A 26,808-nucleotide genomic window follows, 5' to 3' on the forward strand; every position below is an offset into this window, starting at 1 on the left:
TCGCCGTGCGTGTTCCATGCCTCGCCGGGCGGCTGCCGTGCCGCGCGTGTATCCTTGCGAGCGATGGCTGCACGCCCGCTTTACGTCGGCATCGACCTCGGCACCACGAACTCGACCGCGGCCGCCTTCGACGGCGAGAAGGTCACCCTCGTCAGGAACTCCCAGGGCGCGACGCTCACCCCGAGCGTGGTGCGGATCGACGCGCGCGGGACGGTCACGGTCGGCGCGCGGGCGCGCCGGTTCCTCGAGGGCGATCCGCAGAACACCCGCGCGGAGTTCAAGCGGCTGATGGGCACGGCCCAGCCGATCGAGTTCGCGGCGGCGAAGGTCGCGAAGAAGCCCGAGGAGCTCGCCGCCGAGGTGCTGCGCTCCCTGCGCGCCGACGTCGCGGAGCACCTCGGGGTCCTGCCGGCCTCGGCGGTGATCTCCGTGCCCGCGCTCTTCGAGCTGCCCCAGAGCGCGGCGACGTCGGAGGCGGCGCGGCGCGCGGGGTTCGAGCGCGTCGAGCTGATCCAGGAGCCGGTGGCGTCGGCGCTGGCCGCCGGCTGGACGGTCGAGGAGTCGACGGGCAGCTGGCTCGTCTACGATCTCGGCGGCGGGACGTTCGACGTCTCCCTGCTCGAGACGCGCGACGGGCTGCTGCGCGTCGTCGGGCACGACGGCGACAACTTCCTCGGCGGGCGCGATTTCGACTGGGCGATCGTCGACTGGGCGCTCGCCGAGATCGCGCGCACCCAGGGCGTCACCGTGAGCCGCGCCGACCCGCGGCACGCCGCCGCGCTCCGCAAGCTCAAGCTCGCGGTCGAGGAGATCAAGATCGAGCTCACCCGCGCCGACGAGGCGGCGCTCGCGGTGCCCGCGGCGTTCGAGGTGGACGGCGCGCCGGTCGACGTCGACCTGGTCCTGCAGAGGTCCACGCTCGACGCGCTCTGCGCGCCGATCATCGACCGCTCGGTCGAGGTCTGCCGCCGGCTGCTCGCGGCGCACGGGCTCGACGCGTCGCAGCTCGCGCGCGTCGTGCTCGTGGGCGGGCCGACGGTGATGCCGGCGCTGCGCGAGCGCATCCGGGGCGCGCTCGGGGCGCCCTTCGGCGAGGGGCTCGATCCGATGACGCTCGTCGCGCAGGGGGCCGCGATCTACGCGGCGACGGCGGGGCTCGACGCGCGGGCCTCCTCCTCGAGCGCGCGGCCCAAGGAGGAGGGGCGCCGGCTGTGGCTCCAGTACCCGGCCATGTCGAGCGATCTCACGCCCCACGTGGTCGGCCGCGTCATGGAGGGGCCAGGGGCCGCGCCCGAGCGGATCCGGCTCGCGCGCGAGGGCGACGGGTGGACGAGCGCCGAGGCGCCGCTCGACGCCGAGGGGGCGTTCGTGGTGACCGTCGACCTGCTGCCGCGCCGGCCGAACGTGTTCAACATCGAGGCGAGCGCGGCCGGCGGCGCGCGGGTGCCGGTGCACCCGCAGGCGATCACGATCGTCCAGGGGCTCACGATCGGCGATCCGCCGCTGTCGCGCACGATCGGGGTCGCGCTCGCGGACAACTCCGTGCGCGTCTACTTCGAGCGGGGCGCGCCGCTGCCGGCCCGGCGGACGTTCGTGCACCACAGCGTGGAGAGCGTCCCGAAGGGCTCCGGCGCGTGCGTTCTGAAGATCCCCGTCGTGCAGGGCGAGCTCGACGTCGCCCACCTCTGCCGCGTGGTCGGGACGCTCGAGATCGACGGGAGCGGGCTCACCGCGACCCTGCCCGCGGGCTCGGCGATCGAGCTGACGCTCGAGCTCGATCGGGGCGGGCACCTCTCGGCGCGCGCGCTGATCCCGTCGCAGGGGCTCGTGTTCGAGCGCGTCGCGCACCTCCTCGTCCCCGAGGCGGCGCCGGAGGTGCTCGACGCCTCGATCGCCGCCATGCGCGAGCGGCTCGTGGCGGTGCGCGGGGCCGCCCTGCGCAGCGACGCGCCGCACGCGCTCGGCAAGGTCACCTACGTGGAGTGCGCGCTCGCCGAGGTGGAGCGCGACGCCGCCGCGGCGCGCGGCGGCGACGCCGACGCGGGGCAGAAGGCGCGGCGCGCGCTGCTCGATCTCGACGTCCTGCTCGAGCAGGCCGAGGCCGACAAGCGCTGGCCGGAGCTCGACGCCGAGGCGCAGGCCGCCGTCGCGAGCGCGTCGACGTGGATCTCGCAGCTCGGATCGAGCACCGAGAAGGCGCTCCTCGAGGAGGCCGCGCAGGGCGTGGCGCGGGCGCGCGCCGAGAAGAACCAGGTCGAGCTGCAGCGGCAGCTCCGCCTCGTCCGCAACCTGAGCAGCGCGGCGTTCCAGCGCCACCCGAAGGCGTGGGTGTGGATGTTCGAGGACGCCGCCTCCGAGGCGCACCAGGCCTCGGATCTGGTCCGCGCGCAGCGGCTCGTGCGCGACGGGCGCGGCGCGGCGGAGCGCGGCGACACGGCGGCGCTCAGGACGATCACCGAGGAGCTCTGGCGCCTCTTGCCGGTCGACGCGCAGAAGCGCAGGCTCGGCCACGAGTCAGGGGTGCGGTGATGGACGACGCGCTCGGCCGCATCCGCGACAACCCGTTCTACGTGCTCGGCCTGCGCCCGAGCGCGAGCCGCGCGGAGATCGAGCGCGAGGGGCAGAAGCTGCTCGGGATGCTCGAGCTCAAGCTGGCGAGCGCCGCGACGTACCCGACGCCGGTCGGCCCCGGCGCGCGGACGGCCGACAAGGTGCGGCAGGCGATGGCGGCGCTGCGGGACCCGGAGCGCCGCCTGGCGCACGAGGTCTGGGCGCGGCTCGACCCGAGGCCGCCGCCGAAGGACGATCTCGACGACGACCTCGGCGAGCTGCCGCCGCCGGAGCCGCCCGGGGAGGATCCGCGGGCGCCGTGGCCCGAGGCGCTGTCCGCGCTCGGCTGGAGGGCGAGATGAGCTGGGGCGGCCTCCTGGTGCTCGCCATCGTCGTGCGGGTGATCATCGAGGCGGCCGCGCGGAAGGCCTCGCCCGGGGCTGCGCCGCGCCCTCAGATGCTCGGCGTGGGCCTCTGGAACGTCGTCGTGCTGTTCGTCTTCATGCCGATCGCGATCCTCCTCGCGCTCGCGCTCGCCGGGGGTCAGCTCTGGTGCGCGGTGCCGCTCGCGCCGCTCGCGCTGCTCATGGCGCCGTGGTCCTTCGCTCGCCTCGCGCTCATCCCGCTCGGGCTGCCGCGCGCCGCGTACTTCGTCGCGTCGCTGTCGGACGGGGCCTTTCGCGCCGACCGGCGCGGCGGCGCGGCGCTCGCGGCCGCGTGGGCGCTCTGCCGCGCGCGGAAGCCGGACGCCGCGGTGGAGGCCTGGGTCAGCGAGCGGATCGAGCGCACCGGCGCGGCGCCCGCGCCGTCCTCGGCGAGCGCCGCTCCGCTGCGCGGCGCGGGGATCGCCGCGGGCGCGATGCTCGCCGCGTACCGCGGCGACGTGGAGGGCGCGCGGGCGCTCTTCGACAGCGTCGCCGGCCTGGACGAGCGCGCCTGCCCCGACGAGGCCCGCCGCATCGCCGTGGGCTGGCTCGCAGCCGAGGCGGCCTCCCGCGGCGATTGGGGGGCCGTGAGCGGATACGCGTGTGTGAGCGGCGGCCGGGCGATGTGGTTGCTCGGCGCCGTCGCCGCGCGGCTCGTCGGCGAGGCGCCCGCGCCGGGGGCGCTCGGGCTCTGGCTGCGATGGCTCATCGCGCCCCGCCGCCGCGCCACGCTCCCGCTCGTGCGCCGGGCCCTGGCAGCGGGCGCGGGCGTGCCGCGCCCGGAGCCGGAGGCGCCCGAGCCTTGCGCCGCGAAGGTCGCCGAGGGCGATCTGTGGAGCCGGGCGGTGCTGCTCCACGCCGCGCTGCTGCTCCGGCCCCGGGGCCAGGTCTCGGGCGACGACCTCAGGCGGCTCGGCGGCGCGTGGGACGCGGCGCTCGACGACGAGCGCGCGCAGGCCGAGCTCCGCGAGCGGGCGGCGTCGCTCGGGGCCTCGGGGGCGCAGGCGGCGCTCGGCCCGCTGGCGCGCGCGGTCGAGGAGGACCTCGCCGCGACGCTGCGCGCGGCGCGCGTGCCGCGCGCGGCGTGGGACGACCTCGGCGCGACCATCGGCCGCACGCGCCGGCGCCTCCGCGACGAGCTCCTGTCCGAGGTGGAGATCGCGTGCGACGCCCTGCGCCGCCGCGTCGACGAGCGGCGCGAGCTCCCGGCGCTCTCGGAGTGGCGCGAGTGGACGTCGCTGCGCGCGCAGTACGAAACCGCGGCGGTGCTCGTCGGCGTGGAGTTCCGCCGCCTCGCGTTCCCCAAGCTGCACGCCGACGTGTGCCACGCGGCCGTCTGGCTGTTCAACACGCGCAAGGAGCGGGTGATCGCGAACGCGATGTTCCGCTGGCTCCTCGCCGAGGCCGAGGCGCTCGGCGACTCGCGCCTCACGGCGCTCCAGCGCGGCAACGTCGAGTGCGGGGTCTGACGCGGGGCGGAGAGCCGGATCTAGAGCGGCGCTCAGCCGGCCCTGACACGCGCGCCCCCGCTAGAGCGGCGGTCACCCGCACAGGAGACGGGCCCAGATCGGCGTTTTCGGCGCGGAAGCGCACTCCAGTGCGCTGAGCACCGAAAACGTCGAGATGGGCCCGTATCCGACGCGGGTGACCGCCGCTCTAAGCGCCGCTCCGGTCGCCCGCGGGTCCGTCCCCGCCCGGCGCCCCGGCGCCCGGCCGCCTGAGCGTCACCAGGAGCTCTTCCTGGAGCGGCTCCGGCTGGATCGTGCAGTGGGTGAGCGCGTGCTTCTCGCGCAGCCGCCGGGCCACCGCGGCGGCCACGTTCGTGCCGTGGTGCCCCTTGGCGAGGACGACGTGCACGGTGAGCACGTTGAAGCCGTCGGAGATCGACCAGACGTGCAGATCGTGGAGGTCGACGACGCCGGGCACGCTCCGGATGGTGTCCTCGACGTGGGCGAGATCGATCTCGATCGGGCTGCCCTCCATGAGCACGCGGGACGTGTCGCGCACGAGCCGCCAGCCGCCCCAGAGCACGAGGGCGCCGATGGCGGCGCTGATCACCGGATCGGCCCGCGTCCAGCCGAAGGCGAGGATGAGCACGCCCGCCGTGATGGCGCCGACCGAGCCGAGCGCGTCCGACAGCACGTGCGCCAGCGCCGCCCGCGTGTTGATGTTGTGCCCGTGCTCGCCGGTCGAGAGCAGCAGCGCCGCGACCACGTTCACGAGCAGCCCCAGCGCCGCGGTGATCGCCAGCGCCTCAGCGTGCACCGCCTGGGGCGCGCGCCAGCGGTGGGCCGCCTCGATGAAGATCCAGATCGCCGTCAGCGCCAGCGCGACGCCGTTGGCGAAGGCCGCGAGCACCTCCGCGCGCCGGAAGCCGTACGTCCGCTCGCGCGTCCGCGCCTGCGCCGCGATGCGCTGGGCGATGATGGCCAGGCCGAGCGCCGCGGCGTCCGCGAGCATGTGGCCCGCGTCGGCCAGCAAGGCGAGGCTCTTCGACCACCACCCGACCGCCGCCTCGACGACCAGGAACGACGTCGTGAGCGCGAACGCCGCGATCAGCCGGCGGAGCGGCGCGCGCCGGAGATCGTGGCTGTGGTCGTGGCGCTGCGGGTCGCCGTGGTCGTGGTCATGGCCGTGATCGTGGCCGTGACCCGGGGCATGGTGATGCCCGTGATCGTGCCCCCCGCCGCGTCGAGCGCCGCGGCCGTGCTGGTGCTCGTCAGAGGCGCTCCCGTGATCGTCGCGCACCCCCATCGCCGCGCCGGAGCGGCTCACACCCGCTCGAGGATGGTCGCCACGCCCATCCCTCCGCCGATGCACAGCGTGATCAGCGCGGTCGCCTTGCCGGCGCGCTCGAGCTCGTCGAGCGCCGTCCCGATCAGGCAGGCCCCGGTCGCGCCGAGCGGGTGCCCGAGCGCGATCGCGCCGCCGTTCACGTTGACGCGGTCGAGGTCGATGTCGAGCTTGCGCGCCGTCTGCAGCGGCACCGCCGCGAACGCCTCGTTGATCTCCCAGAGATCGACGTCGCGCGCCTGCATGCCCGCCTTCTTGAGGGCGCGCTCCGACGCGGGCGCGGGGGCCGTCAGCATGATCACCGGCTCGGCGCCGACCGTCGCCGTGGCGCGGATCCTCGCGCGCGGGGCGAGCCCGTGCGCCTTCACGTAGTCGCCGGACGCGAGCAGCACGACGGCCGCCCCGTCCACGATGCCGCTCGAGTTGCCCGCCGTGTGGACGTGCCGGATCGACGCCACCTGCGGATAGCGCGCCAGCGCCAGCGCATCCACGGTCTCACCTGCGGGGCCCATCGGCGTCGACCCGAGGCTTCCGAACGCGGGCTCGAGCTTCGCGAGGGCCTCCATCGTCGCCCCGGCCCGCGGGTGCTCGTCCCTGTCGAGCAGCGGCTTGCCGTCGAGATCGACGACCGTGAAGAGGCTCTTCGCGAAGCGCCCCTCGCCCGCGGCCCGCTCGGCCTTGCGCTGGCTCTCCAGCGCGAAGCGGTCGACGTCCTCGCGCGAGAAGCCCTCGATCGTGGCGATGAGGTCCGCCGAGATGCCCTGCGGGACCATCGCGAGCTTCTTGCGGAGGGCGAGGTTGTTCCCGTCGAGGGGCGCGCCGTCCGAGCCCATCGGCACGCGCGACATGCTCTCGACGCCGCCGCCGATGGCGACCTCCTGCTGGCCGGACATGACCCCCATCGCCGCGAAGTTCACCGCCTGCGCGCCCGAGCCGCAGAAGCGGTTGACGGTCACGCCGGTCACGACGTCCGGCCAGCCGGCCGCGAGGATGGCGGTGCGCGCGATGCACGCGCCCTGCTCGCCCGCCTGGGTCACGCACCCGACGACCACATCCTCGACGTCCTGCTTGCGGATCCCGGTCTTCTCGGCGAGGCGATTGAGCGTTTGCGCGAGGAGCTCTTGAGGGTGCACGCCCGAGAGCGCTCCCTTGCCCGCCTTGCCGCGCCCGCGCGGCGTGCGAACGGCATCCACGATGAAGACGTCTCGCATGACAGGCCTCCGAGCCCGGTGTCCGGCCCGTGCTTAGCACAGCGCCCGTTCCCGGGGCAGCCTGGTCGCGCCGGGTCTCGGTGGACCTGAGCCGGCGCGGATCGGCTATGCTCGCCGCCGATGACGGACCGGTCGCAGCGCATGGTGTGGGTCGATCTCGAGATGACGGGGCTCGACGAGAGCTCGTGTGCGATCGTGGAAATCGCGACCATCGTCACGGAGCCCGACCTGACCGTGGTCGCCGAGGGGCCGTGCCTCGTCATCCACCAGCCGGAGAGCGTCCTCGCGGGAATGAGCGACTTCGTCCGCGATCTCCACGAGCGCTCGGGGCTCCTCGAGCGCATCCGCGCGTCCACGCTCTCGGTCGGCGACGCGGAGTCCGAGACGCGCGCGTTCCTCGAGGCGCACTGCGACAAGGGGACGGCCGTGCTGTGCGGCAACTCCGTGTGGAAGGACCGCGCCTTCCTGCAGCGCTACATGCCGGAGCTCCTCTCCTTCCTGCACTACCGCATCGTGGACGTCTCGACGCTCAAGGAGCTCGTGCGCCGCTGGTATCCGCTGCGCGCCGCGCCCAAGAAGCGCGAGATCCACCGCGCGCTCGACGACATCCGCGAGTCGATCGAGGAGCTCAGGTGGTACCGGGCAAACGTGTTCCAGCCGCTCCCGGGGAACGAGCTCCGCTGAGCGATCGCGGTGAGGCGAGGGGAGCCTGAGGGCCGACCGCGTCCTCGGCATCCTCAACCTCGGTCGGCGCCCCGGTCCGCGTCCCCGCCCTCCACCTCGGCATCCTCAACCTCGGTCGGTGTCCCCGCCCTCAACCTCGGTCGGCGCCTCGCCCTCAACCTCGGTCGGCGCCTCGCCCTCAACCTCGGTCGGCGCCTCGCCCTCAACCTCGGTCGGCGCCTCGCCCTCAACCTCGGTCGGCGGGTCCACGTCCCCGCCCAGCCCGCCGTCCGCCCCAAATCCGGCCGAAAAACCGGCTCTGCTGGCAATCGAACAAAAATGTGTCTGCTACGTGAGAAAATTCGATCGATCGAGGCAATGCATTGAGTAGGCTAGCCATGCGTCCAGGCCTCCGGCACGAGGTCTGCGGCGTAGACACCCCGGCGGCCCCAATCCGCCGGGGTGTCGTTTGCTACCGGGCCTGCGGGATTGCCTTAGAACAGCTGGTCGCCGTACCACGGTTGCCCGGGGCTACCCTTGGCTTCCACGGCGGGAGTCGCGACCAGCGGGAGCGGGGCGGGCTCAACAGGGCGCGTCACCCCGGCCTTCGTCGCCGGCGCCTCGACAACAGGAGCCACCGCCCCGGAGGCGCCGGGGTCGCACTGTACCGGGGAGGCTGTCGGCTCATTGTGATGTGAATCACTCACGTGAGCCGGCGGCCCGGCGGGTGGGGGCGGCATCCCACGTCGGGCGATGTACGAGCTCAACGGCACCGCGACGGCGGCGCTCGTCAGCGCGACGAGCAGCAGCGCTCCGCCGGCCAGCAGGACGTTGCTGCGCGAGCGCGGCGCGGCGATCTCGACGACGGGGTGCCGCATGGCCTCCGGAGGCAGGGTCCCGGTGGGCAGCGTGTTGCGGGACGCCGGAGCGGGCACGCTCCGCTCCGTATCCGGCGCCGACTCCTGCGGCGACGGGGCGGCCGCTCCTTGCGGGCGCGGCCCCCTCGGCGGCGGAGCGCCCCCCGCGAGCGGCGCCGCGCCCACGAGCAGCGGCCGCACGGCGGCCATGAGCTCGTGGACCGTCTGGAACCGCGCGTCAGGGTCCTTCGCGAGCGCCCGGGTCAGCGCCTCGTTCACCTGGGACGACACCCCCTCGAGCGGCGGCGGCACCTCGTCGAGCGCGCACATATCCAGATCGTCGCGGCCGTCGAACGGGCGCTGACCCCCGAGGAGGCAATACAGCAGCATCCCGAGCCCGTAGACGTCGGTTCGCGCATCGATCGCGCGAGCATGCGGGTCGTTGAAGAGCTCCGGCGCCCGGTACCGCGCCGCATCCGCCATGGCGTCGTCGGGCGCCCCGAACGGCAGGTGCAGCCCGAACGCCCTCAGGACAGCGGCGCCCTGGCCGGTGATCACCACCGTGTGCGGGCCGAGATCCCCGTGCGCGAGCCCCAGCGCGTGCGCGGCGCCGAGCGTCCGCGCGACGTCGACGACGAGCTCGTACGCGACGGAGCGAAGCCGGGGCAGCAGATCCTCCACCGAGGGATCGTCGCTCTGCCGGGCGGCGACCCACCCCGCGTCTCCCTCCATCCCGCCCGCGATCACAGGCACGATGCCGTGCACCCGCGCAGACAGCGAGAGGAGCCTCTCCAGCGCGCCGCGGAACGCATCGGCGTCGACGCCCATGCCCTCCCGGACATAGAGCGTCACCTCGCGGCCATCGGCGTCGAGCGCGCGATACGCCTCCGCCGGAGCGGGAGAATCGAGGCTCGCGACGATGGTGTACCCCGCGAACTCCTGTCCGAGGATCACCATGGCCCCTCCGCCTCGATCCGCGCGGCGGGCACGGAGGATTCAGGCCTCGCGCGCTGGAAGGAGAGGACGGCGCGGCGCGCGTTCTTCAATGCTGGCTGCGGTGTTGGATCAGCCCAAAAGATTCTGCTCACTGCGTCGGACCTCCGGCACGAGGTTCGAGTCCATGACTCCCCCGGACACGGCGCGGGGAACATCGGTTGGCGGAGACAGTAACAGAGGTCTCACGCGCGCGGAAGCCGTCGCCAGCGCGGACCGGCGCCACGGAGCGCGCGAGGCGGGTCTATCACTTTCCGGAACGACGGCTCGACGGCGGAGTAATACGCCCTGAAAAAGCGCGCTCCGGGCGGGGCGACTTGGGCGGAGCCGCCGGGCGTGCGCGCTCCGGATCTTCGCTGGCGAGGGCGAGCATTGCTTGCTTTCTCGGTGAGTCGTCAGGCTCCATGAGCAGAAAGAGGATCGCGCCCTGGAGCGTCTCCTCGGCCTGGTCAAAGCGCTCTGCCACGATGGACGCGACAGGGCTGCGCCCGTCGCCGGGGAGCAGGAGGCGCGGCTCGCACTGGAGCCCCTGGGCGATCAGGCCGAGGGCGCCGAGCCCGAGATCCCGCTCGCCGCGCTCGACCTGCCGCAGGTACGTGGCCGAGAGCTGCGCCCGCTCCGCGAACTCCTGCATGCTGAGCCCACGGAGCAACCGGAGGATGTGGACCGCCTGGCCGACCTCCTTGGGGAGCGTGTCGCGCATGAGCGCGAGCCTAGCAGGCAGAGCTCGCCCGAGCCCCCGAGAAGGCAGGCCACCCCGCGTGAGGAGCGCGCCCGCTCGCCGGCGCGCCGAGCGCGCCGCGCGGCGGCGCTACAGGTACCCTTCGGCCTGCAGCGCGAACATGCGGGCATAGCGCTGGCCACGGGCGACGAGCTCGTCGTGGGTGCCCTCCTCGACGATGCGCCCGCCGTCGAGCACGACGATGCGGTCGGCCATGCGCACGGTCGGGAAGCGGTGAGAGATGACGATGGTCGTCCGCCCCTTGGACAGGGACCGGAACCGCTGGAAGACCGCGTGCTCGGCCTCGGCGTCGAGCGCCGCGGTCGGCTCGTCGAGCACGAGGATGTCGGCCTGCTCGCGCATGAACGCGCGCGCGAGCGCCACCTTCTGCCACTGCCCGCCGCTCAGCTCGACGCCGCCCTTGAACCAGCGCCCGAGCTGCGCGTCGAGGCCCCCGGGCACGACCGTCACGACCTCGTCGGCGCCGCCCTCGGCGACCGCGCGCGCGACGCGCGGCTCGTCCGCGAGGTGCTCGACGCTGCCCAGCCCGACGTTCTCGCGCAGCGTGAGCTGGTATTGGTTGAAGTCCTGAAAGACGACACCGATCCTCCGGCGGAGCGCGTCGGGCTCCCAGGCGCGGAGATCCTTGCCGTCGAGCAGGATTCGCCCCTCGGTGGGCTCGTACAGCCGCGCGAGCAGCTTGATGAACGTGGTCTTTCCGGCGCCGTTGTGCCCGACGAGCGCCAGGCTCTGACCGCTCGGGATGTGGAGATCGATCCCCCGGAGCGCCCAGCGCGACTGGCCAGGATACCGGTAGCCGACCCCCTCGAACCGCACGCCCCGGTCGCGCGCGCCGTCGGCAGAAAGCGGCGCAGGCGCGTCTCCGCGGCCGGCCGGCGGCGCGGGCGGCTCGCCGGTCGGGATGGACAAATACTGAAAGAGGTTCGACATGTAGAGGTTGTGCTCGTACATGCCGCCGACGCCGGCGAGGACGGCCTGGAACGCCTGCTGGCCTTGCCGGAAGGCGGCGACGTAAAGGACCATCTCGCCGAGCGAGAGGCGCCCCGCCGCGGCGCCGGCCGCCATGGCGCCATAGCAGCCGTAGAACGCGGCGGTGCCGAGGAGCGACAGGCCATAGGACCACCCGGCGCGGCGGACCGCGAGGGCGCTGTCCTCCCGGTAGAACGACGCCGCGAGCGCCTTGTACCGCTCGAGGAACGTCGGCCCGAGCCCGAAGAGCTTCACCTCCTTGGCGTGGCCGTCGTTGGCGAGCACGTACTCCAGGTAATTGAGCCGGCGGGCCTCGGGAGAGCGCCAGTTCCGGAGGCGGAACGCCGCGCCGGAGAAGCGCGCCTCGGCGACCGTGGCGGGGACGGCCGCGAGCACGAGCGCGAGCACCGCGAGGGCGCTGAACCCGACGAGCAGCGCCGCGTACCCCGCGAGCGTGATCAGGTTCTGCACGAGGGAGAAGCTCTCGGTCACGACGGCGGCGGGGCGAGACGACGCTTCGCGGCGCGCGCGGGTGAGCTGGTCGTAGAACTCGGGGTCTTCGAAATGGACCAGCGAGAGCGAGAGCGCCTTCTCGAGGATCATCCCGTGGATGTCGATCGAGAGCCGCGCGCCGAGCAGCTGCCGCGTCAGCGAGAGCCCGCGCTGCGCGAGCGCGAGCGCGGCCACGAGGCCGAGCTCGACCGAGACCCACACGAGCGCCGCGCGCTCGTCGCGGGCGACCACCGCGTCCGTGATCGCCTTTCCCACGTAGGCCACCCCGAGCGGCAGCGCCGCCGCGGCGAGCGTGAGCGCGCCGAGGGCGACGCTCGCCGCCTTCGACGAGCGCCAGACGAGCTGGAGCGTCCGTGGTGTGTAGGCAAAGCTGTCCCGCAGGCGGGAGAGGCCGAGCATGGACGGCGGATTCTAACCACGCCGCGGCGCTCCGCCCGCGAAGACCCGCGAGGGCGCGAGGGCTGAGGGACGCGAGCGCGGCGACCACGGGCGGCCGCGGTCGCGGTCGCGGTCGGGCGGCGGGCGGGCGGGCGGATGCGGTGGCGGACGCGCGCCCGGCGCGGTATCCCGGGCCTCCGAAAGAAAAGGAGGCTCTTCATGTCGAGCATGTCCACGTTGACCATGGGCTACGGAGCGCTGCTCACAGCGCTCGGCGTCGGCGGATTCGCTGCGACGAGCGCGCGGACGGCGCTCATCCCGGCCGGCTTCGGGGTCGTCGCGATCGGGCTCGGCCTGCTCGCGCGACAGGAGAGGTACCGCATGCACGCCATGCACGCGTCGGCCATGGTCGGCGTCCTCGGCTTCCTCGGCTCCGCCCGCGGCCTGACGCAGCTGCCGACGCTGCTCTCCGGCGGCGACGTGGCGCGCCCCCCGGCCGTCATCGCCCAGTCCGTGATGGCCGTCCTCTCGGCGGGCTACGTCGCCCTCTGCGTGCGATCCTTCATCACGGCGCGCCGCGCCGCCGCCCGCACCTGAGCGCGGCGCGCGCCGCCTCGCGCTCCGAGCGCGCCGCCCCGTCAAGGAGCCCAGGCGCGTTCACGGCCCCCTCTTCCCATCACCGTCCAGCCGGCGCGCTCGGTGCGGTCCTGTCGGGCGCGAGAGCCATCGAGCGGCGCGCTCCCGCCGATCCGTAGAGAACGGCCGCTGCGGCCCCTCTCGCGTGGCGCGTGGTGGATGAGCCCCCTCCCCTCTCCTCACCCGCCTTACTCTGCACGTCCCGTCTCTGCGTGTCCGATCTCCGGGCGTCGGATCAGGGCGCTCGCACGCCGAGGACCTCTTCATGTCGATTATTTGACAATCCGGACCACCAGTCCGGAATGCTATAAATCCGCGCGCAAAAGCCAGATCGGTGCCCTCGATGCCCGTGTATGATGTACTGTCATCGTCACCAGACCATCAACTACGAGAAGAGCGAGCACCATGCTTCGACGCGTCATTGCATTGGGGCTGACGGCGCCTTTTTTCCTTTCCTGCGAGGGGAGTGGTGGTGTCATCCAGATCTGGAGTTGCGAGGAGTGTCTCAAGGGCTGGACCTGCACGGCGGACGCCTGCATCCCCCCGCACTGCAGCAATGACGTCACGGATGAGGACGAAGGAGAGACCGACCGCGACTGCGGCGGCTCGTGCAAGCCTTGCGGCTTCGGCGCCTCCTGCGAGACGGGCATCGACTGCAAGGAGGGCGTATGTCGCCTGGGGGTTTGCCAGGCTCCGACCTGCGTCGACGGCGTGGCGAACGGCTTCGAGACCGGCGTCGACTGCGGCACGCGCTCGTGCCCGCTCTGCCCCGCGGGCGAGGCGTGCCTCACCGGCGAGAACTGCGGGTCCGGCGTGTGCAGGGAGCGTGTCTGCCAGGCGCCCTCGTGCGACGACGGGGTCCTGAATGGAAGCGAGCTCGCCGTGGATTGCGGGGGGGACTGCCGGGCATGCCGGTAGCCCGGAGCGCCCGGCGAGGCGACCAGGCCTCGCGACCGCACGCCGACGAGGCGTCGGCGCGGGGAGGAGCGCCCCTCGCCTCAGAGGAACTGGACCGCGGGCACCGTCTCCAGGCTGACCGTGCCGCCGGTCGCGATCCAGCGGAAGCCATCGATGAGCGCGGTCGAGTCGAAGCGATCGTCGCCGGTGTCGAACAGGATGAACCGGAGCGAGATCTCCTCGCCTCCATGCACCGGCGCGCGGGTCTTGAGCCACCGGGTGCCGCCGTCGCGGCGCGGGCTGAACCCCGTCCCCACGAGCTCGTCCGAGCCGAGCGGACATCCGTCGCAGACATCGAAGAACGCGATATTGACGCTGACCGGCCTTCCCTCCCCGTCGAACGAGAGATTGCCGTTGTACGACCCGGGAGGCGCGGGCGTCGCCAGCGCGACGAATTGATCGTTGAAGTCCTCGCAGACCCACTCCGGGTATTCGAACGTATAGAACTTGAAGAGGAACTCGTAGCCGGTCGCGTTCGTCGGCGCGCGGAGGACGACCTCGAGGCCGACGTCGTCGTTGATGAAGCTGGACGGAGGACAGGAAGGGTTGTCCTGAGGGAACCCGGGCGGCGCGGTGCCGGGACCATAACTCGAGCAGCTCCCGGACCAGCAGGCGTCGGGGTGGCCAGGCAGGCGCGCGCTCCCCGTCGAGAGCGCGAGCAGGCGCGCGCCGCCCTGCACGTGCACGTTGGGGCCGAACCCATCGAAGAGGCCTACCGCGGGCGACCGCTCTGCAGGCGAGCCGTCCCCGCGGACATACCTCGCGGAGAGCACGCCCCACCGCCTGTCCTCGCGAGACGCCACGGCACACAGGTCGATCGCCCTGGCCCCGTTCGCCGGATCGAAGTCCTCCAGCGAGAGACCCTCGTCGCACGGCGGCGGCACGTCGTCGATCACACCGTTGCAATCCTCGTCCGCCGGCGCGGGGATCTGGCCGTTCGCGTCAGGCTCGGTGACCTCGACCTCGATCGCGCCTGGATTCACATTTCCATCAACATCGTTGCAGTCGCCCTCCGCGGGCGTGAACCCGTCCCCGTCGCCATCCACGTTGGGATCGGTGACGGGGATTGCGTCACCGGGGCCGAGCCCTGGCTCGCCCGGCTCATCGAGCCCGCCGGGGCCGTCCTCGCCGATGGTTTCCGAGGGCTCCTCGCGCCCGTCTCCCCCACCCCCCGGCGCGGACGCGCCGCCCACCGCGGAGCACCCGAATGCGACGGCGAGCACCGCCATCACGGCCATGCCGGCGCAGGGGAGAGCCAACCGTTGTTCGATCATGCTGCACTTTGCCAGAGGGAACGGACCGACGTCGCGCGCAACCTCGAGCGGGCGAGCGCAACCTCGGTTCGAATGCGCGGGCAGGCACGCGCAGCTCAGGCAGATGCGCATCCTCGGGCGGATGCGCGATCGCCGGACGCGGGCAGGGTCGGGCGCCGCTGCCGGACGCGCTACATCCGCTCCGGCGCCTCGATCCCGAGCAGGCCGAGGCCCTTCGCCAGCACCTCCGCCGTCAGATCGCAGAGCGCGAGGCGCGAGCGGCGCACGTCGTCGCTCTCGGCCCGGAGCACCGGGCAGCGCTCGTAGAAGCTCGTGAACGATCCCGCGAGCTCGAACAGGTAACCGCACAGGCGGTGCGGCTCGAGCGTGGCCGCCACGTCCTCCAGCACGGCGCCGAACCGGAGCAGCTCCAGCGCGAGCGCCCGCTCCGCCGGCTCGCTCAGCACGATCCCGGCCTCGCGCGGCGACTCCACGCCGGCCTTCCGGAAGATCGACCGGATGCGGGCGTGCGCGTACATCAGATAGGGCGCCGTGTTCCCCTCGAACGCCAGCATGCGATCCCAGTCGAACACGTAGTCCTTGATCCGGTCGCTCGAGAGATCGGCGTACTTCACCGCGCCCACGCCGACCGACCGCGCCACGGCGTCAGCGGCCTCGGCGTCGAGGTCGGGGTTCTTCTCCCGCACCACCTTCGCCGCGCGCTCCGTGGCCTCGTCGATCAGGTCCGAGAGCTTCACGGTGTCGCCGCTCCTCGTCTTGAACATCTTCTTGTCGGCCCCGAGCACCGAGCCGAACGCCACGTGCTCGGCCCGGGCCGGCGGGGTGAGCCAGCCCGCCTCGCGCGCGGTCGCGAAGACCATCGCGAAGTGCTGGCTCTGCGGCGCGCCGACGACATAGACGATCCGGCGCGCGCCGACCGTCGTGAGGCGGTGGCGGATCGCCGCGAGATCCGTCGTGGCGTAGCCGTAGCCGCCGTCCTGCTTGCGCACGATGAGCGGCAGCGGCTCGCCGCCCTTGCCGGTGAAGCCGGCCGGGAAGACGCAGAGGGCTCCCTCGCTCTCGCGCGCCAGCCCCTTGCGACCGAGCTCCTCGACGACGTCGGGCAGCATCGGGTTGTAGAAGCTCTCGCCGGCGAAATCCGCGTCGGTCAAGGTCACGCCGAGGCGGCGGTAGACCGAGTCGAAGTAGCGCGTCGACTCGCGCACGAGCTGCCGCCAGAGCGCGAGGGTCTGCTCGTCGCCACCCTGGAGCCGCACGACCCGCCGGCGCGAGCGCTCGGCGAACGCCGCGTCGCCGTCGAACTTGGCGCGCGCCTGCCGGTAGAACGCGTTGAGATCGCCGACCGAGAGCTCCTGCGAGGCCGCGGCCTCGCCGAGGTCGAGCATGTGCTCGATCAGCATGCCGAACGGCGTGCCCCAGTCGCCGAGGTGGTTCTGGCGGATCACGCGGTGGCCGAGCGCCTCGAGCACGCGCGCGAGGGCGTCGCCGATGATCGTGCTGCGGAGGTGGCCGACGTGCATCTCCTTCGCGGCGTTGGGGCCCGAGTAGTCGACGATCACCGTCTCGGGCTCGGCCGCGGGCGCGATCCCGAGCCGCCCGCCGCCCGCCGTCTCGGCGAGCTCGCGCGTGAGGTACGCGTCCTCGAGCGTCAGGTTCACGAACCCGGGGCCCGCGATCTCGACCTTCCGGCAGATCCCGTCGAGCTCCAGGGCCGCCACGATCGCCGCCGCGACCTCGCGCGGCGGCCTGCCGAGGCGCTTGCCGAGCGCCATGGCGGCGTTCGCCTGGTAGTCGGCGTGGGTGGAGCGGCGGAGGGAAGGATCAACCGCGGCGTGCTCGGCGCCGAACGCGGTGGTGATCGCCGCCTGGAATGCGCGGGCGAGGGCGTGGACGGGATCGGCCATGGCGCATCCTTTGGCCCGGGCGCCCGGCCAATTCAATAGGCAAGCCGGCGCGGCCACGCCACATCAGCGCACCTTTGACAAAAATCGGGGTAGGCCGGACAGTTCACGCCTCACGTGAGCGCTTCCCCGCCCCCTGCCCCCGGCGATCCGCCGCCCGCCGCGAGCAACGCGCTCGCGGAGAACGCGGCGGCCCAGCTGGTCGGGACGGTCCTCTCGGACCGGTACCGGATCGTGGAGCTCGTGGCGACGGGCGGGATGGGCGCGGTCTACAAGGCCGAGCACCTGCTCCTGCGCAAGTGGCTGGCGGTGAAGCTCCTCCTGCCCGCGGCGAAGGGCTCCCCGGAGCTCACGGCGCGCTTCGAGCGCGAGGCGATCGCGGGCGCGCACATCCAGCACCCGAACATCGCCTCGGCGACCGATTTCGGCACGCTCCCCGACGGCTCCCGGTTCCTCGTCTTGGAGCACGTCCGCGGCACGACGCTCGATCGCATCATCAAGAAGGGCCCGTTGCCCGCCCCGCGCGCCGCGGAGATCGCGCGGCAGATCGCGGCGGCGCTCGCCGCGGCGCACGAGCGCGGCGTCATCCACCGCGATCTGAAGCCGCGCAACGTCATGGTCGAGGACGGCACTGACGCCGTGAAGCTCATCGATTTCGGCCTGGCGAAGGTGCCGATCGAGCGCCTCTCCACGACGGACGCGCACAGCAGCGAGGCGCGGCCCGACGCCGGCCGGATCACGCTGAGCGGCATGGTCTTCGGCACGCTCGCGTACATGGCGCCCGAGGCGGCGCAGGGCATGGATCACGTCGACGAGCGCTCCGATCTCTACGCGCTCGGGCTCATCCTCTACGAGATGCTCGCCGGGAAGCACCCGTTCGACGCGATCCTGCCCGTCGAGATCTTCCGCGAGCAGCTCCACACGGCGCCGCCGCCGCTCCGTCTGCGCGCCCCGGGCACGGCGGCGCCGCGCGAGCTCGAGGCGCTCGTGATGCGCATCCTGCGCAAGGACCCGGCGGAGCGCCCCGCGAACGCCCGCGCGCTGCTCGCGGCGCTCGACGCGGCCGTGCCGAGGTCCGAGGCGCTCGGCCTCCTCCCCTGGAAGGAGCCGCTCTCGAGCGGGGCGTGGCGGCTCAGCGACCCGCTGCGCGCGATCCCGCACGCCATGCCGCCCGAGCTGCCGGCAGGGCAAGACCGCGCGGGCGCGGCCGGCGGCGCTGCGGCCAGGGGCGGCGCGGCTGGCGGGGCGGCGACCGGCAGCGCCGAGGCCGACGCGTCCGGCCTGCAGCTCGGGGCCGCCGGGGCTGACGGCGAGGCGCCCGGGAAGGTAGCGCGCGGGGCGGCAGGAGGCCGGCCACGAGCGAGGAGGCGCGCGTGGGGCTGGATGCTCGGGGTGGCCGCCGTGGCCGCGATGGGCGCGGCGGGCGCGCTGCTCCTCGGCCGGCTGCCCGCGGGCGCAGACTGGCTGCGCGCGGGCGCCCCGGCGGCCGCCGGCCCGGAGCTCCAGGCGGCGCCCGCAGCGGCGCAGACGGCCCCTGCCGGGGCGCCGGCCGTCCAGGCGCAGGGGGCGCCGGCCGCCCAGGCGCAGGATGCCCTCGGCGCCCCGCTGCAAGCCCCCTCCGAGGCGCCCGTCGCGAGCGCCTCGGCCCCTGGCTCGGCCGACGTCGCGGCGGCGCTGGACGCGGGCGCGGCGGCGCCGGACGCGGGCGCGCCGGCGCTGGACGCGGGCGCGCCGGACGCGGGCGCGGCGCTCGCCGGCCCGGAGCCGATCGAGGCCGCCGGCCTCCCGGCCGAGCGCGAGCGCCTCGTGGCGGCGGTCCGGGCGAAGCGGTGGGGCGACGCGGAGAGCGCGCTGCTCACGCTGCTCGAGAAGGATCGCGCCGCCTTCGAGCAACGCGACGTGATGACGGCCGCGGCCGCCGTCGCCGTGAAGAGCTCGTACCGGACCGGCGGCCGCGCGGACGCGATCTTCGACGCGCTGGAGAGCCGCCTGGGCCCGGAGGGCCTCGACATCGCCTACGAGATCTGGAGCGGCTACGGGGGCACGCAGGGCGGAAAGCGCGCGGCCGCGCTGCTCCGCCGCCCCGAGGTGCTGAAGCGCGCGAGCGTCCCGCTGCGCATCGCCGTGGCGCTGCGCGAGGCCCCCTGCCGGCGCAAGGAGGCGCTCTTCGAGCGCGCGGCGCTCGAGGGGGACGCGCGCGCGCTCGTGTTCCTGGAGATGCTCCGCTCGTCGCAGTGCCAGCCGCGCATCGGGCAGTGCTGCTTCCACCACCACGAGGGGCTCGAGCGCGCGGTGCGCGCCCTGCGGGACCGGCTGCGCTACTGAGCCGACCGCGCCCGCGTGGTGCGGGCTCCCGGCGCGACGCGGCCCCGAGGGCCGCCGAGATGGGCTAGGCTCGCGCCGCCGGGTTCCACGGCGCCCAGGAGGCCAGAGCACGGCGACGGGGCGACCGTCGGCGCGCGGACGACAAGGACGAAGGATCAGGAATGAGCGACAAGACGAATGAGGAGATCTACAGGGCGTATCTGCTGGCTTACGCGTGCAGCGGCGACGCCTCGAAGGTCGCGGTGCTCCAGGACGCGCGCCCGCTGACGGCGGTGGTCGCCGCCGCGCTCGCCCTCGCCGAGCGCGACCGCCAGGCGAGCGAGCCGCCGGACACGTGGGATTCCCTGAGCGAGCGCCTGCAGGCCATGTTCGATGAGTTCGATCCGCACGGGTACGACCTGGCGGGCGGAGGCGACGAGTCGCTCGAAGACGACGAAGACGACGACGAGGACGAAGACGGCGACGAGCCGATCGCCTCCTGAGAGCGGCCCGAGGCGCTTTATCGAGGAGCGGGCGCCGGCGACACGGCCGTTCGCCCGGCGATCACGGGCGAATGGCCTTTCCTCACACCGCCTTCGCTCTGCGGTCGGCGGAGCTCACGACCACCCCATCATCCCCTCGGCGTTAACCAAGCTTCGCGCCGAGTTCTCCTATATCCGAACGTTCACGTTCACGTTGGTGAGCGGGGGCGGGCTTCGTGTCCTGAGCATGACCGAGCCTGGTTAACGCCGCAGATTATCGAGTCGCGGCGCGCGACGAGGCCTCCTCACCCCCCGAGGGTCGCGCCGTTCGAGGCGATGAGCTCACGATACCAGTGCGCCGAATCCTTGAGGACGCGCCGGCCCGTCGGGTAGTCGACGAAGACGAGGCCGAAGCGGTGTTTGTAGCCGTGAGCCCACTCGAAGTTATCCAGGATCGACCAGTGGAAGTAGCCGTTCACGATCGCGCCCTCGGCGATCGCCCGGCGCAGCTCGATCAGGTGGCGCGCCATGAAATCGATGCGCTGGGGATCATGCACCTTCCCGTCGAGCGAGATCCAGTCCCGGGTCGACAGGCCGTTCTCGGTGATCACGATCGGCCGCTTGTACCGCTCGTAGAAGAACCTGGGCCCCCAGTAGAGGCACTCGGGGGTGACCGACCACTCGAACGCGGTGATCGGGTGTCCCACCGGGTGGGGCACCACCTCGGCTGCGCCGTTCGCCCCGGCGCGCACCGGGACTCCCCAGTAGACGTTCACGCCGCAGAAATCGACCGGCTGCGCGATGATCTCCATGTCGCCGCTCCGGACCTCGGGCAGATCGTTCGCGAACAGGCGGAGCCCGTCCTCGGGGTACCTGCCGAAGAACACGGGATCCATCCACCACGTGTTGGTCCACGTGGTCCGCGCGTTCACCGACCACGTGGCCGCGCGCGCCGCCTCCAGATCCTCCGGCGACGAGGTCGCGGGGTATTTCACCTGCGCGACGGGCGCATAATAGACGTTGCTCCTCCCGGGGCTCGCCGCGCGGATGGCCTGCACCGACTTGCCGTGCGCGAGCAAGACGTGGTGGCAGACCCGGAGCACCTCGGCGAAGCGCAGCCGGTCGCCGGGGGCGTGGCGCCCCTCGTAGTGGCCAGCGCCGGCGAACACCTGAGGCTCGTTGAGCGTCATCCAGTCCTTCACCCGATCGCCGAGCTTCCTGACCACGACGCTCGTGTACTCGGCGAACCAGTCGGCGCTGTCGCGGTTCAGCCACCCGCCCTTGTGGTAGAGCGCGAGAGGAAAGTCCCAGTGGAACAGGGTGATGTGGGGCTCGACGCCCGCCTCGAGCAGCGCGTCCACGAGGCGATCGTAGAACGCGAGCCCGCGCTCGTTGACGGCGCCCGTGCCCTCCGGGAGGACGCGCGGCCACGAGGTGCTGAGTCGATAGGCGCGGAGGCCGATGTCGCGCATGAGGGCGACGTCCTCCTGGTACCGGTGGTAGTGGTCGCACGCGACGTCGCCCGTCTGGCCGTTCCACACGGCGTCCGGCTTCCTACAAAACATGTCCCACACGGACGGCCCCTTGCCGTCCTCGCGCGCGGCGCCCTCGATCTGGTACGACGCCGCGGCGGCGCCCCACAGGAACCCTTCCGGAAAGCCCTCTTCGCTCTGCTGTCGCGTCATGGTGGCCGCCACCATACCAAAGGCGGCCGCGTTCCGGCGCCGCAGCGCACCGCGGCGTCAGCCAGCGTCGCGCGCCTCGTAGCCGGCCTCGCGCGCGGCCGCGAGGAGGGCCTCCGCCGCCGCGCTCCCCTCGACGACCGCCTCTCCGCGCTCGAGGCTCACCTCGCTCACCCGCGTCACGCCAGGGACCTTCGCGAGGGCCTTCGAGACCGCCTGGACGCAGTGGCCGCAGGTCATCCCTTCGATAGCGATTCTGCGCATCTCCCCCTTATGCCCGCTCGATGCAGCAGCGTCAACGAGGGCACGCCGGTTGCGCCGGTTGCGCCGGTTGCGCCGGTTGCGCCCGCGTGATGTGCTCTCCAGCGTGACGGCTCTCGAGCACACGGCGCTTGTCGGCCACGGCGGCGTGCACATCATCGAGGGCGCCGGGGGGACGCGCCGCCATGCGCTCCACCTGGTCAAGCTGGTGGTGCCGGTCGAGGGGCCTCTCGAGATCGAGGCCGAGGTCGGGCGGCCGTTCGAGGTGCGCGCGCCCGTGCTCACCGGCGCCGGGGTCGCCCATTCCATCGGCTCTCCCGGCGCGACGGTGACGACCTTTCTTGCGCCCGAGGGGCTCGGCGCCGGCGCGCAGGCGGCCGCCCGCGGGCGGGTGCTCGTCCTCGAAGGCGCGCAGGCCGATCGGGCCCGCGCGGCGGCGCGCGACGTGCTCCGGGGCGGGCTCGATCACGCGGCGACGCACGCGCTCATGAAGGCGTGCGCCGGTGCGTTCGCGCCGGGCGGCCCGCCGGTCGATCGCCGCGTGCTCCGCGCCATGCGCCGCCTGGCGGAGCAGGCGCCGGGCCGCCCCGCGCTGGGGCCGCTCGCCGCCGCGGAGGGCCTCTCTCGCTCGCGGCTCTCCCACCTGTTTCACGGCGCCTTCGGCCACCCGCTGCGCGATTACGTGACCTTCCTGCGCGTGCGGACGGCCATCGGCGCGCTCATGGACGGCGCCCCGCTGGCGCAGGCGGCGCTCGCCGGCGGCTTCCACGACCAGCCCCACCTGGCCCGCGCGATCGTCGCCACGCTGGGCCGCACTCCGGGCTCGATCGCTCGCAGCCGCTTCGTACAAGCCGAGGCCACGGCCGGAGCCATGGTGATCCCCTGAACCCAAGGAGGATCCATGCCCCCCCGCGCTGTCGGCGCAGCCCGCGTCGCCCTCGGCCTCATCGTCCTGCTCGGCGGCATCAACGGATTCGTGCGCATCGTGCCGGTCCCCGAGCCGCTCCACCCGTTCATCCAGCTGCTTGTCGACAGCGGCTACATCCTCGCCGTCAAGGTCGTCGAGATCGCCGCCGCGGTCCTGCTCCTCCTCGACCGCCGCCGCCCCCTCGCGCTCGCGCTGTTATGGCCGGTCGTGGTGAACATCGCCCTGTTCCACCTGCTGCTCGACCCCCGCGCCAGCATCAACGCCGTCGTCCTCCTCGGACTGCTCGGCGCCCTCACCTGGCATGATCGCCACGCGTTCGCGCCGCTCCTCGCCGAGGGGCGATCCGGATCGCCCGCCCCGAAGGGCGACCCGGCGCGCGGAGAGCGCGCCTCGCTCGCCTAGAGCCCCATCACCTACGGCGCGATGTCCTGGAGCACGCCGTCGGGCACGAGGCGGAGCGAGCGAACCGCGCCCTCGCGCGCGAGCAGGAGGGCGCCGAGCACGCCGGCCTCGCTGCCCAGCGGAGAGGCGACGACCGGCACGTCCGCGCCGCGGACGGCGTGGCGCGGCAGCCCTTCGCGCACGCCTGCAAGGAGGATGTCGGGCGCGGCCAGCAGCTCGCCACCCAGCACGATGAGCTGGGGGTTGAGCAGGTTCAGCAAGACCGCGATGCCGCGCGCGAGCTGCGCGCCCGCGTCGTGGAAGATCGCGCGGGCGCTCTCGTCGCCGGCGAGCGCCGCGCTCGCGACAGCGCTGACCGCGTGCGGGCGAGCGAGCGCGGCGAGCTGGGGTGAGCGCGCCGACGCCGCCTCCGCGGCGCGCCGGAGCGCCATGACCGAGGCGAACGTCTCCAGGCATCCGCGGCGCCCGCAGCCGCAAGGAGGGCCGTCGTCCGCAACGCGGCAGTGGCCGATCTCCCCGCTGTACCCCTGCATCCCGAAGAACAGGCGTCCATCGGCGACGAGGCCCGCGCCGACGCCGAGCCCGACGTAGATCCACACATATGACGCGTGCCCCCGCGCCGCGCCGAGCTCCCCTTCCGCCACCGCCGCTGCCTGAGGCAGGTTGTACACAGGCACCTGCATGCGAAGCGCGCGGCTGAGCTCCGCGCGCACAGGGAACCGCTCCCAGCCCAGGTTGGGCGCAAGCACGCAGACGCCGCTCGGCCGCTCGATGAGCCCGGGCAAGACCGCGCAGGCGCCGCGCAGCCGCTTCCGCGGCACCCCACTCAGCTGCAGCACCTTCGGCAAGAGCTCGACGATATCGCGGACCGTCCGGTGCGGATCGCGCAGGACGGTGGGCTGCTCCAGCCGCGCCCGCAGCCGCCCGCGGGCGTCGGCCACGGCCACGGCCGTCTGCTCGACACCGATCTCGATACCGAGGAAGGCCGCGCTGTCGTCGTTGAACTCGAGGAGCCGCGCTGGGCGCCCGCCGCGCGATTCGGTCCCGACATCGCGGACGCTGCCGCTGTCGAGGAGCTCCTCGATGATGGCCGAGACCGTCGGCTTGGTGAGCCCGCTCAACCGCGCGAGGTTCGTGCGGGAGATCGGGCCGTGCTCTTGCACGAGGTCGAGGACGAGGGAGCGGTTGAGCTCCCGAGGGGTGCGGTTGTTCGCCGTCTTGTCGTTGGCACGGACCATTCGAGCAAAACCAGACTTAGCCGTCCTCCCGCAGCAAAAGCAAGGGGGGTCGCAACCGAGCTGTCACGAAAGCGCGCGCGGCGAGCGTGGTCTCCCGCGCGTCTCCGCGTCTCACCCGTGGTTCCCGGCGCTTCCACCCTCTCCCCGCACGTCTTCCCGCTTCCTCTCGTCCACCCTGCGCGTCGCTGCCTCGACGCCGCTCCACCCCGCGGCGCGTCGGCTTATGTCAGCATCACAATCGTCGCTGCCCGGACGGCCGCCGGCGCAGCGCCCCTCCGGCCTTCCACGTAGCAAACTGCCCCGCTTCGGGGGATGGGCTCCTACAGCCCGCACCCCCGTGTGGCGGAACGCCGCATCGCCGCATGTGAGGTGGAAACAGGGAGCACGCGGTCCTCTCGGCGTCCGACCCGCCCGGACCTGGCGATCGCCCCGCTCCCGCTCCCGCGACGCCGCGAAGCTCCGCGGCGGGCGGGCTCATCTCTTCTCCAAGGGAACACCGATTGCAGACGGCAACGAACGAGAAGCGGTGGATGACAGACGGCAGGCGCTCATCGGCAATCGACGCTCAATGAACGACAAACGGCAAACGCGGAAAGCGAGCAAACACCGGGTCGATGAGCGCAGACGCCGTGGGGTATGAAGGGGAGCGATCGTCAAGGCGCTGGAGTCCTGACATGCCGACGCACTGTCACCCCAGGTCGAGCCAGGGCTCGACGCGTTGGAAGACACGGCGACATCGCGCAGCGACGCGTTGCCCAGCTCGCGCGCGATGCGCATGGCCGAGGAGACGCCCGGAGCGCCGGGCCGCTTCCTCACGCTCACGAGGAGTTTTCACGATCATGAAGATGACACATGTTCTGGGTGCCGTGTTCGCTGTGACGCTCGCCGCCTGCACGGCGACATACGATGAGGCCGAGGTCACGGATGCGGAGGAGACCGGGGCCGCCGAGGGCGCGCTCGCGGTGAGCGACGTGGCGGCAGCACCGGCATATTTCGATCACGAGAGCGGCTTCACCCGCGCGCGGCCCGGCGGCATGTGCGGGGGCATCGCCGGCATACGCTGCGCGGCGGGCCTATATTGCGACTTCGCCCCCGAGGCGAGCTGCGGCGCGTACGACCGGAGCGGCACGTGCGAGCTCAAGCCCGACGCGTGCCCGCAGCAGTACGATCCGGTGTGCGGCTGCGATGGCCGCACGTACAGCAACGGCTGCGTCGCGGCCACGGCCGGCGTCTCGGTGAGGAGCGCGGGGGAGTGCGGCCCCACGATCGTTGGGATCGGCGAGAGCTGTGGCGGCTTCACCCTCGGCGGGCCGCGCGTGTGCGGCGAGGGGCTCTACTGCAAGTACGCGCCCTCCGCGATCTGCGGGCGCGCGGACGCCTCCGGCACCTGCGCGGAGAAGCCCGAGGTGTGCACGAAGGAGCTCGCGCCCGTGTGCGGCTGTGACGGCCAGACGTACGCCAACGCTTGCACGGCGGCCGCGAGCGGCACCTCCGTCGACGCGCGGGGCGCGTGCGCGGACGCGCCGATCGAGTGAGCGAGATCGCCGCCCCGCTCCGCGGCGGCTCGGGCGCGAGGAGCGCGGGCGGCGCGGCGCGCGCTCACGGCTTCTTCTCGACGGACTGCACGTCGAGCTGGATGAATTGACCGACGTACGGCTCGGGCGCCGGGGGGACGCCGTCCACGACCAGATGCTTGAAGTTGGCGATGCTGATGTGATTCGGATCCTCGCCCTTGAAGGACACCTTGGCTCCGCCCCGGATCGGAATGGTCTTCGTGTGGTCGATCTTGAACGTATCGTGCCCCACGGTGGGGCTATCGTTGAGCCAGTAGACCTCGGCCGGGTCGGAGACAGAGATGCTGTAGCGGTTGTACGTCGCGTTGTCGGGTGTACCGCCCACGCGGAAGTGCATGCCGTCGGACGTGCCGCCCTTGTAGGTCTCCGGCTCGACGACGCCGCGGAGCCGGACGGTCACCAGATAGACCGTGTCGGGCGAGCCGCCGAACGTCTTGGTCTCGTCGACCAGCGCCGAACACGCACACTCGTCGCTGTTGCCCGGGTCCTTGTCGCACGGCATCTCCCAGCGGAAGCCGTCGATGCTGTCGGCCGCGGCGAGCAGGTTTTCTTCTTGGCCGCCGCTGCCGCCGGCCCCGCCGCTGCCGCCGGCCCCGCCGGCCCCGCCGCTGCCGCCGGCCCCGCCGCTGCTGCTGGAGCTCGCGCTGCTGGAGGCGGTCGTGCTGGCGGCCGTCGAGGCTCCCCCGCCTGAACCCGCAGCGCTCGTCGTGCTGGCGCTGGCCTGGTCGTCCGCAGGCGGGTCGGCGTCGGAGCCGCAGGCAAGAAGGACCAACATCGCAGGAACAACGATCAGAGAGACTCTCATTTTACACCAGTCCGGCGAGGGCGCCGGCAGTTAAGGCTGGGGAGGCGAAACGTGGTTGCCCAGGTATCGCGCCTCGTTCGCGTGGCCAGTTCAGGTTCGTGAGCGGCCCGGTACCCTACCGGACGAAGCCAAAGGAGGATGTGCGCGACCCCAAATGTGAACGTTCACATGCCGGGCGTCAATTCCAATCGACCGACCCGCGGGGTTCCTCGATCGTGCGCGGGGCGCGGGACCGATGCCACGGTCCTGCGCCCGGGGTAGGATGCCGGC

Annotated in this window: 23 protein-coding genes; 11 read left to right on the plus strand and 12 right to left on the minus strand. The window is 73.0% G+C overall.

What is annotated here, in order from left to right:
* Positions 1-63: 63 nt before the first annotated feature.
* The 3 genes from WMF34_RS38930 to WMF34_RS38940 are packed head-to-tail and all read left to right on the plus strand — an operon-like array spanning position 64 to position 4,444.
* Positions 64-2,529 carry an Hsp70 family protein gene (locus WMF34_RS38930; RefSeq protein ID WP_437990959.1) on the plus strand — a complete coding sequence of 822 codons (2,466 nt, stop codon included), beginning with the start codon at positions 64-66 and terminating at the stop codon, positions 2,527-2,529.
* A complete protein-coding gene (locus WMF34_RS38935; RefSeq protein WP_012240257.1) occupies positions 2,529-2,912 on the plus strand; it encodes a hypothetical protein in 384 nt (127 codons plus the stop codon). Before WMF34_RS38930 ends, WMF34_RS38935 begins: the two co-directional genes overlap by 1 nt.
* Positions 2,870-4,444 carry a hypothetical protein gene (locus tag WMF34_RS38940; RefSeq protein WP_437990960.1) on the plus strand — a complete coding sequence of 525 codons (1,575 nt, stop codon included), beginning with the start codon at positions 2,870-2,872 and terminating at the stop codon, positions 4,442-4,444. Before WMF34_RS38935 ends, WMF34_RS38940 begins: the two co-directional genes overlap by 43 nt.
* A 187-nt stretch (positions 4,445-4,631) precedes the next feature.
* Here the strand turns inward: WMF34_RS38940 and WMF34_RS38945 are convergent, their stop codons facing one another.
* A complete protein-coding gene (locus WMF34_RS38945; protein ID WP_437990961.1) occupies positions 4,632-5,750 on the minus strand; it encodes a cation diffusion facilitator family transporter in 1,119 nt (372 codons plus the stop codon).
* Positions 5,747-6,979, minus strand: coding sequence for an acetyl-CoA C-acetyltransferase (locus tag WMF34_RS38950; RefSeq protein WP_012240260.1), 1,233 nt, complete (start codon positions 6,977-6,979; stop codon positions 5,747-5,749). Before WMF34_RS38950 ends, WMF34_RS38945 begins: the two co-directional genes overlap by 4 nt.
* A gap of 120 nt (positions 6,980-7,099) precedes the next feature.
* Between WMF34_RS38950 and orn the strand changes: the two genes are divergently transcribed.
* Positions 7,100-7,663: an oligoribonuclease gene (orn, locus tag WMF34_RS38955; protein ID WP_012240261.1), complete on the plus strand. Its 564-nt coding sequence runs from the start codon at positions 7,100-7,102 to the stop codon at positions 7,661-7,663.
* Between the two features lie 105 nt (positions 7,664-7,768).
* Here orn and WMF34_RS38960 read toward each other — a convergent pair whose 3' ends face one another.
* From WMF34_RS38960 to WMF34_RS38975, 4 genes are all read right to left on the minus strand, one after another.
* Complete coding sequence (locus WMF34_RS38960) at positions 7,769-7,912, minus strand: hypothetical protein (RefSeq protein ID WP_157907218.1); 144 nt, start codon at positions 7,910-7,912, stop codon at positions 7,769-7,771.
* A 224-nt stretch (positions 7,913-8,136) separates the two neighbouring features.
* Entirely contained in the window at positions 8,137-9,456 is a 1,320-nt protein-coding gene (locus WMF34_RS38965) for a serine/threonine protein kinase (protein ID WP_437990962.1), read from the minus strand.
* 283 nt (positions 9,457-9,739) lie between these two features.
* Positions 9,740-10,195 carry a helix-turn-helix domain-containing protein gene (locus tag WMF34_RS38970; protein WP_044966860.1) on the minus strand — a complete coding sequence of 152 codons (456 nt, stop codon included), beginning with the start codon at positions 10,193-10,195 and terminating at the stop codon, positions 9,740-9,742.
* Positions 10,196-10,303: 108 nt separating this feature from the next.
* Positions 10,304-12,115 carry an ABC transporter ATP-binding protein gene (locus WMF34_RS38975; RefSeq protein WP_437990963.1) on the minus strand — a complete coding sequence of 604 codons (1,812 nt, stop codon included), beginning with the start codon at positions 12,113-12,115 and terminating at the stop codon, positions 10,304-10,306.
* A gap of 198 nt (positions 12,116-12,313) precedes the next feature.
* Between WMF34_RS38975 and WMF34_RS38980 the strand changes: the two genes are divergently transcribed.
* The gene (locus WMF34_RS38980; protein ID WP_012240265.1) at positions 12,314-12,691 is read left to right on the plus strand and encodes a hypothetical protein; all 378 of its coding nucleotides are present in this window, start codon (positions 12,314-12,316) and stop codon (positions 12,689-12,691) included.
* A gap of 444 nt (positions 12,692-13,135) precedes the next feature.
* Positions 13,136-13,648 carry a hypothetical protein gene (locus WMF34_RS38985; protein WP_437990964.1) on the plus strand — a complete coding sequence of 171 codons (513 nt, stop codon included), beginning with the start codon at positions 13,136-13,138 and terminating at the stop codon, positions 13,646-13,648.
* Positions 13,649-13,728: 80 nt separating this feature from the next.
* On the opposite strand, the gene WMF34_RS38990 is transcribed toward WMF34_RS38985, so the two are convergent.
* Complete coding sequence (locus tag WMF34_RS38990; protein ID WP_437990965.1) at positions 13,729-14,961, minus strand: choice-of-anchor L domain-containing protein; 1,233 nt, start codon at positions 14,959-14,961, stop codon at positions 13,729-13,731.
* A 170-nt stretch (positions 14,962-15,131) separates the two neighbouring features.
* Complete coding sequence (argS, locus tag WMF34_RS38995; protein WP_012240268.1) at positions 15,132-16,865, minus strand: arginine--tRNA ligase; 1,734 nt, start codon at positions 16,863-16,865, stop codon at positions 15,132-15,134.
* Positions 16,866-16,979: 114 nt separating this feature from the next.
* On the opposite strand from argS, the gene WMF34_RS39000 reads away from it, so the two are divergent.
* Positions 16,980-19,187, plus strand: coding sequence for a protein kinase domain-containing protein (locus WMF34_RS39000; RefSeq protein WP_437990966.1), 2,208 nt, complete (start codon positions 16,980-16,982; stop codon positions 19,185-19,187).
* 161 nt (positions 19,188-19,348) lie between these two features.
* The gene (locus WMF34_RS39005) at positions 19,349-19,669 is read left to right on the plus strand and encodes a hypothetical protein (protein WP_012240270.1); all 321 of its coding nucleotides are present in this window, start codon (positions 19,349-19,351) and stop codon (positions 19,667-19,669) included.
* A 284-nt stretch (positions 19,670-19,953) separates the two neighbouring features.
* Here the strand turns inward: WMF34_RS39005 and WMF34_RS39010 are convergent, their stop codons facing one another.
* Both WMF34_RS39010 and WMF34_RS39015 read right to left on the minus strand, forming a co-directional pair.
* Complete coding sequence (locus WMF34_RS39010; protein ID WP_437990967.1) at positions 19,954-21,333, minus strand: GH1 family beta-glucosidase; 1,380 nt, start codon at positions 21,331-21,333, stop codon at positions 19,954-19,956.
* A 57-nt stretch (positions 21,334-21,390) separates the two neighbouring features.
* On the minus strand, positions 21,391-21,594 hold the full coding sequence (locus WMF34_RS39015; protein WP_437990968.1) for a CopZ family metallochaperone: 204 nt from the start codon (positions 21,592-21,594) through the stop codon (positions 21,391-21,393).
* A gap of 103 nt (positions 21,595-21,697) precedes the next feature.
* On the opposite strand from WMF34_RS39015, the gene WMF34_RS39020 reads away from it, so the two are divergent.
* Together WMF34_RS39020 and WMF34_RS39025 are read left to right on the plus strand one after the other, a co-directional pair.
* Complete coding sequence (locus tag WMF34_RS39020) at positions 21,698-22,477, plus strand: helix-turn-helix domain-containing protein (protein ID WP_437990969.1); 780 nt, start codon at positions 21,698-21,700, stop codon at positions 22,475-22,477.
* A gap of 15 nt (positions 22,478-22,492) precedes the next feature.
* Entirely contained in the window at positions 22,493-22,921 is a 429-nt protein-coding gene (locus WMF34_RS39025; RefSeq protein ID WP_437990970.1) for a membrane spanning transport protein, read from the plus strand.
* 11 nt (positions 22,922-22,932) lie between these two features.
* On the opposite strand, the gene WMF34_RS39030 is transcribed toward WMF34_RS39025, so the two are convergent.
* Positions 22,933-24,159, minus strand: a complete 1,227-nt coding sequence (locus tag WMF34_RS39030) for an ROK family protein (RefSeq protein ID WP_437990971.1) — start codon at positions 24,157-24,159, stop codon at positions 22,933-22,935.
* Positions 24,160-24,998: 839 nt separating this feature from the next.
* Here WMF34_RS39030 and WMF34_RS39035 point away from each other — a divergent pair.
* Positions 24,999-25,694 (plus strand): Kazal-type serine protease inhibitor domain-containing protein, encoded by a 696-nt coding sequence (locus WMF34_RS39035; protein ID WP_437990972.1) that lies wholly within the window; start codon positions 24,999-25,001, stop codon positions 25,692-25,694.
* Positions 25,695-25,758: 64 nt separating this feature from the next.
* On the opposite strand, the gene WMF34_RS39040 is transcribed toward WMF34_RS39035, so the two are convergent.
* Positions 25,759-26,508 (minus strand): hypothetical protein, encoded by a 750-nt coding sequence (locus tag WMF34_RS39040; RefSeq protein ID WP_437990973.1) that lies wholly within the window; start codon positions 26,506-26,508, stop codon positions 25,759-25,761.
* Between the last annotated feature and the right edge of the window lie 300 nt (positions 26,509-26,808).

The sequence above is a fragment of the Sorangium sp. So ce145 genome, from assembly GCF_051525985.1.
Taxonomy (GTDB): domain Bacteria; phylum Myxococcota_A; class Polyangia; order Polyangiales; family Polyangiaceae; genus Sorangium; species Sorangium cellulosum_B.

Coding starts and splice junctions, on each gene's coding strand:
- WMF34_RS38930 (WP_437990959.1), top strand. CDS start 64: ATGGCTGCACGCCCGCTTTACGTCGGCATCGACCTCGGCACCACGAAC.
- WMF34_RS38980 (WP_012240265.1), top strand. CDS start 12,314: ATGTCGAGCATGTCCACGTTGACCATGGGCTACGGAGCGCTGCTCACA.
- orn (WP_012240261.1), top strand. CDS start 7,100: ATGACGGACCGGTCGCAGCGCATGGTGTGGGTCGATCTCGAGATGACG.
- WMF34_RS38975 (WP_437990963.1), bottom strand. CDS start 12,115: ATGCTCGGCCTCTCCCGCCTGCGGGACAGCTTTGCCTACACACCACGG.
- WMF34_RS38990 (WP_437990965.1), bottom strand. CDS start 14,961: ATGATCGAACAACGGTTGGCTCTCCCCTGCGCCGGCATGGCCGTGATG.
- WMF34_RS38970 (WP_044966860.1), bottom strand. CDS start 10,195: ATGCGCGACACGCTCCCCAAGGAGGTCGGCCAGGCGGTCCACATCCTC.
- WMF34_RS38950 (WP_012240260.1), bottom strand. CDS start 6,979: ATGCGAGACGTCTTCATCGTGGATGCCGTTCGCACGCCGCGCGGGCGC.
- WMF34_RS39005 (WP_012240270.1), top strand. CDS start 19,349: ATGAGCGACAAGACGAATGAGGAGATCTACAGGGCGTATCTGCTGGCT.
- WMF34_RS38935 (WP_012240257.1), top strand. CDS start 2,529: ATGGACGACGCGCTCGGCCGCATCCGCGACAACCCGTTCTACGTGCTC.
- WMF34_RS39010 (WP_437990967.1), bottom strand. CDS start 21,333: ATGACGCGACAGCAGAGCGAAGAGGGCTTTCCGGAAGGGTTCCTGTGG.
- argS (WP_012240268.1), bottom strand. CDS start 16,865: ATGGCCGATCCCGTCCACGCCCTCGCCCGCGCATTCCAGGCGGCGATC.
- WMF34_RS39035 (WP_437990972.1), top strand. CDS start 24,999: ATGAAGATGACACATGTTCTGGGTGCCGTGTTCGCTGTGACGCTCGCC.
- WMF34_RS39025 (WP_437990970.1), top strand. CDS start 22,493: ATGCCCCCCCGCGCTGTCGGCGCAGCCCGCGTCGCCCTCGGCCTCATC.
- WMF34_RS38965 (WP_437990962.1), bottom strand. CDS start 9,456: ATGGTGATCCTCGGACAGGAGTTCGCGGGGTACACCATCGTCGCGAGC.
- WMF34_RS39030 (WP_437990971.1), bottom strand. CDS start 24,159: ATGGTCCGTGCCAACGACAAGACGGCGAACAACCGCACCCCTCGGGAG.
- WMF34_RS39015 (WP_437990968.1), bottom strand. CDS start 21,594: ATGCGCAGAATCGCTATCGAAGGGATGACCTGCGGCCACTGCGTCCAG.
- WMF34_RS39040 (WP_437990973.1), bottom strand. CDS start 26,508: ATGTTGGTCCTTCTTGCCTGCGGCTCCGACGCCGACCCGCCTGCGGAC.
- WMF34_RS38985 (WP_437990964.1), top strand. CDS start 13,136: ATGCTTCGACGCGTCATTGCATTGGGGCTGACGGCGCCTTTTTTCCTT.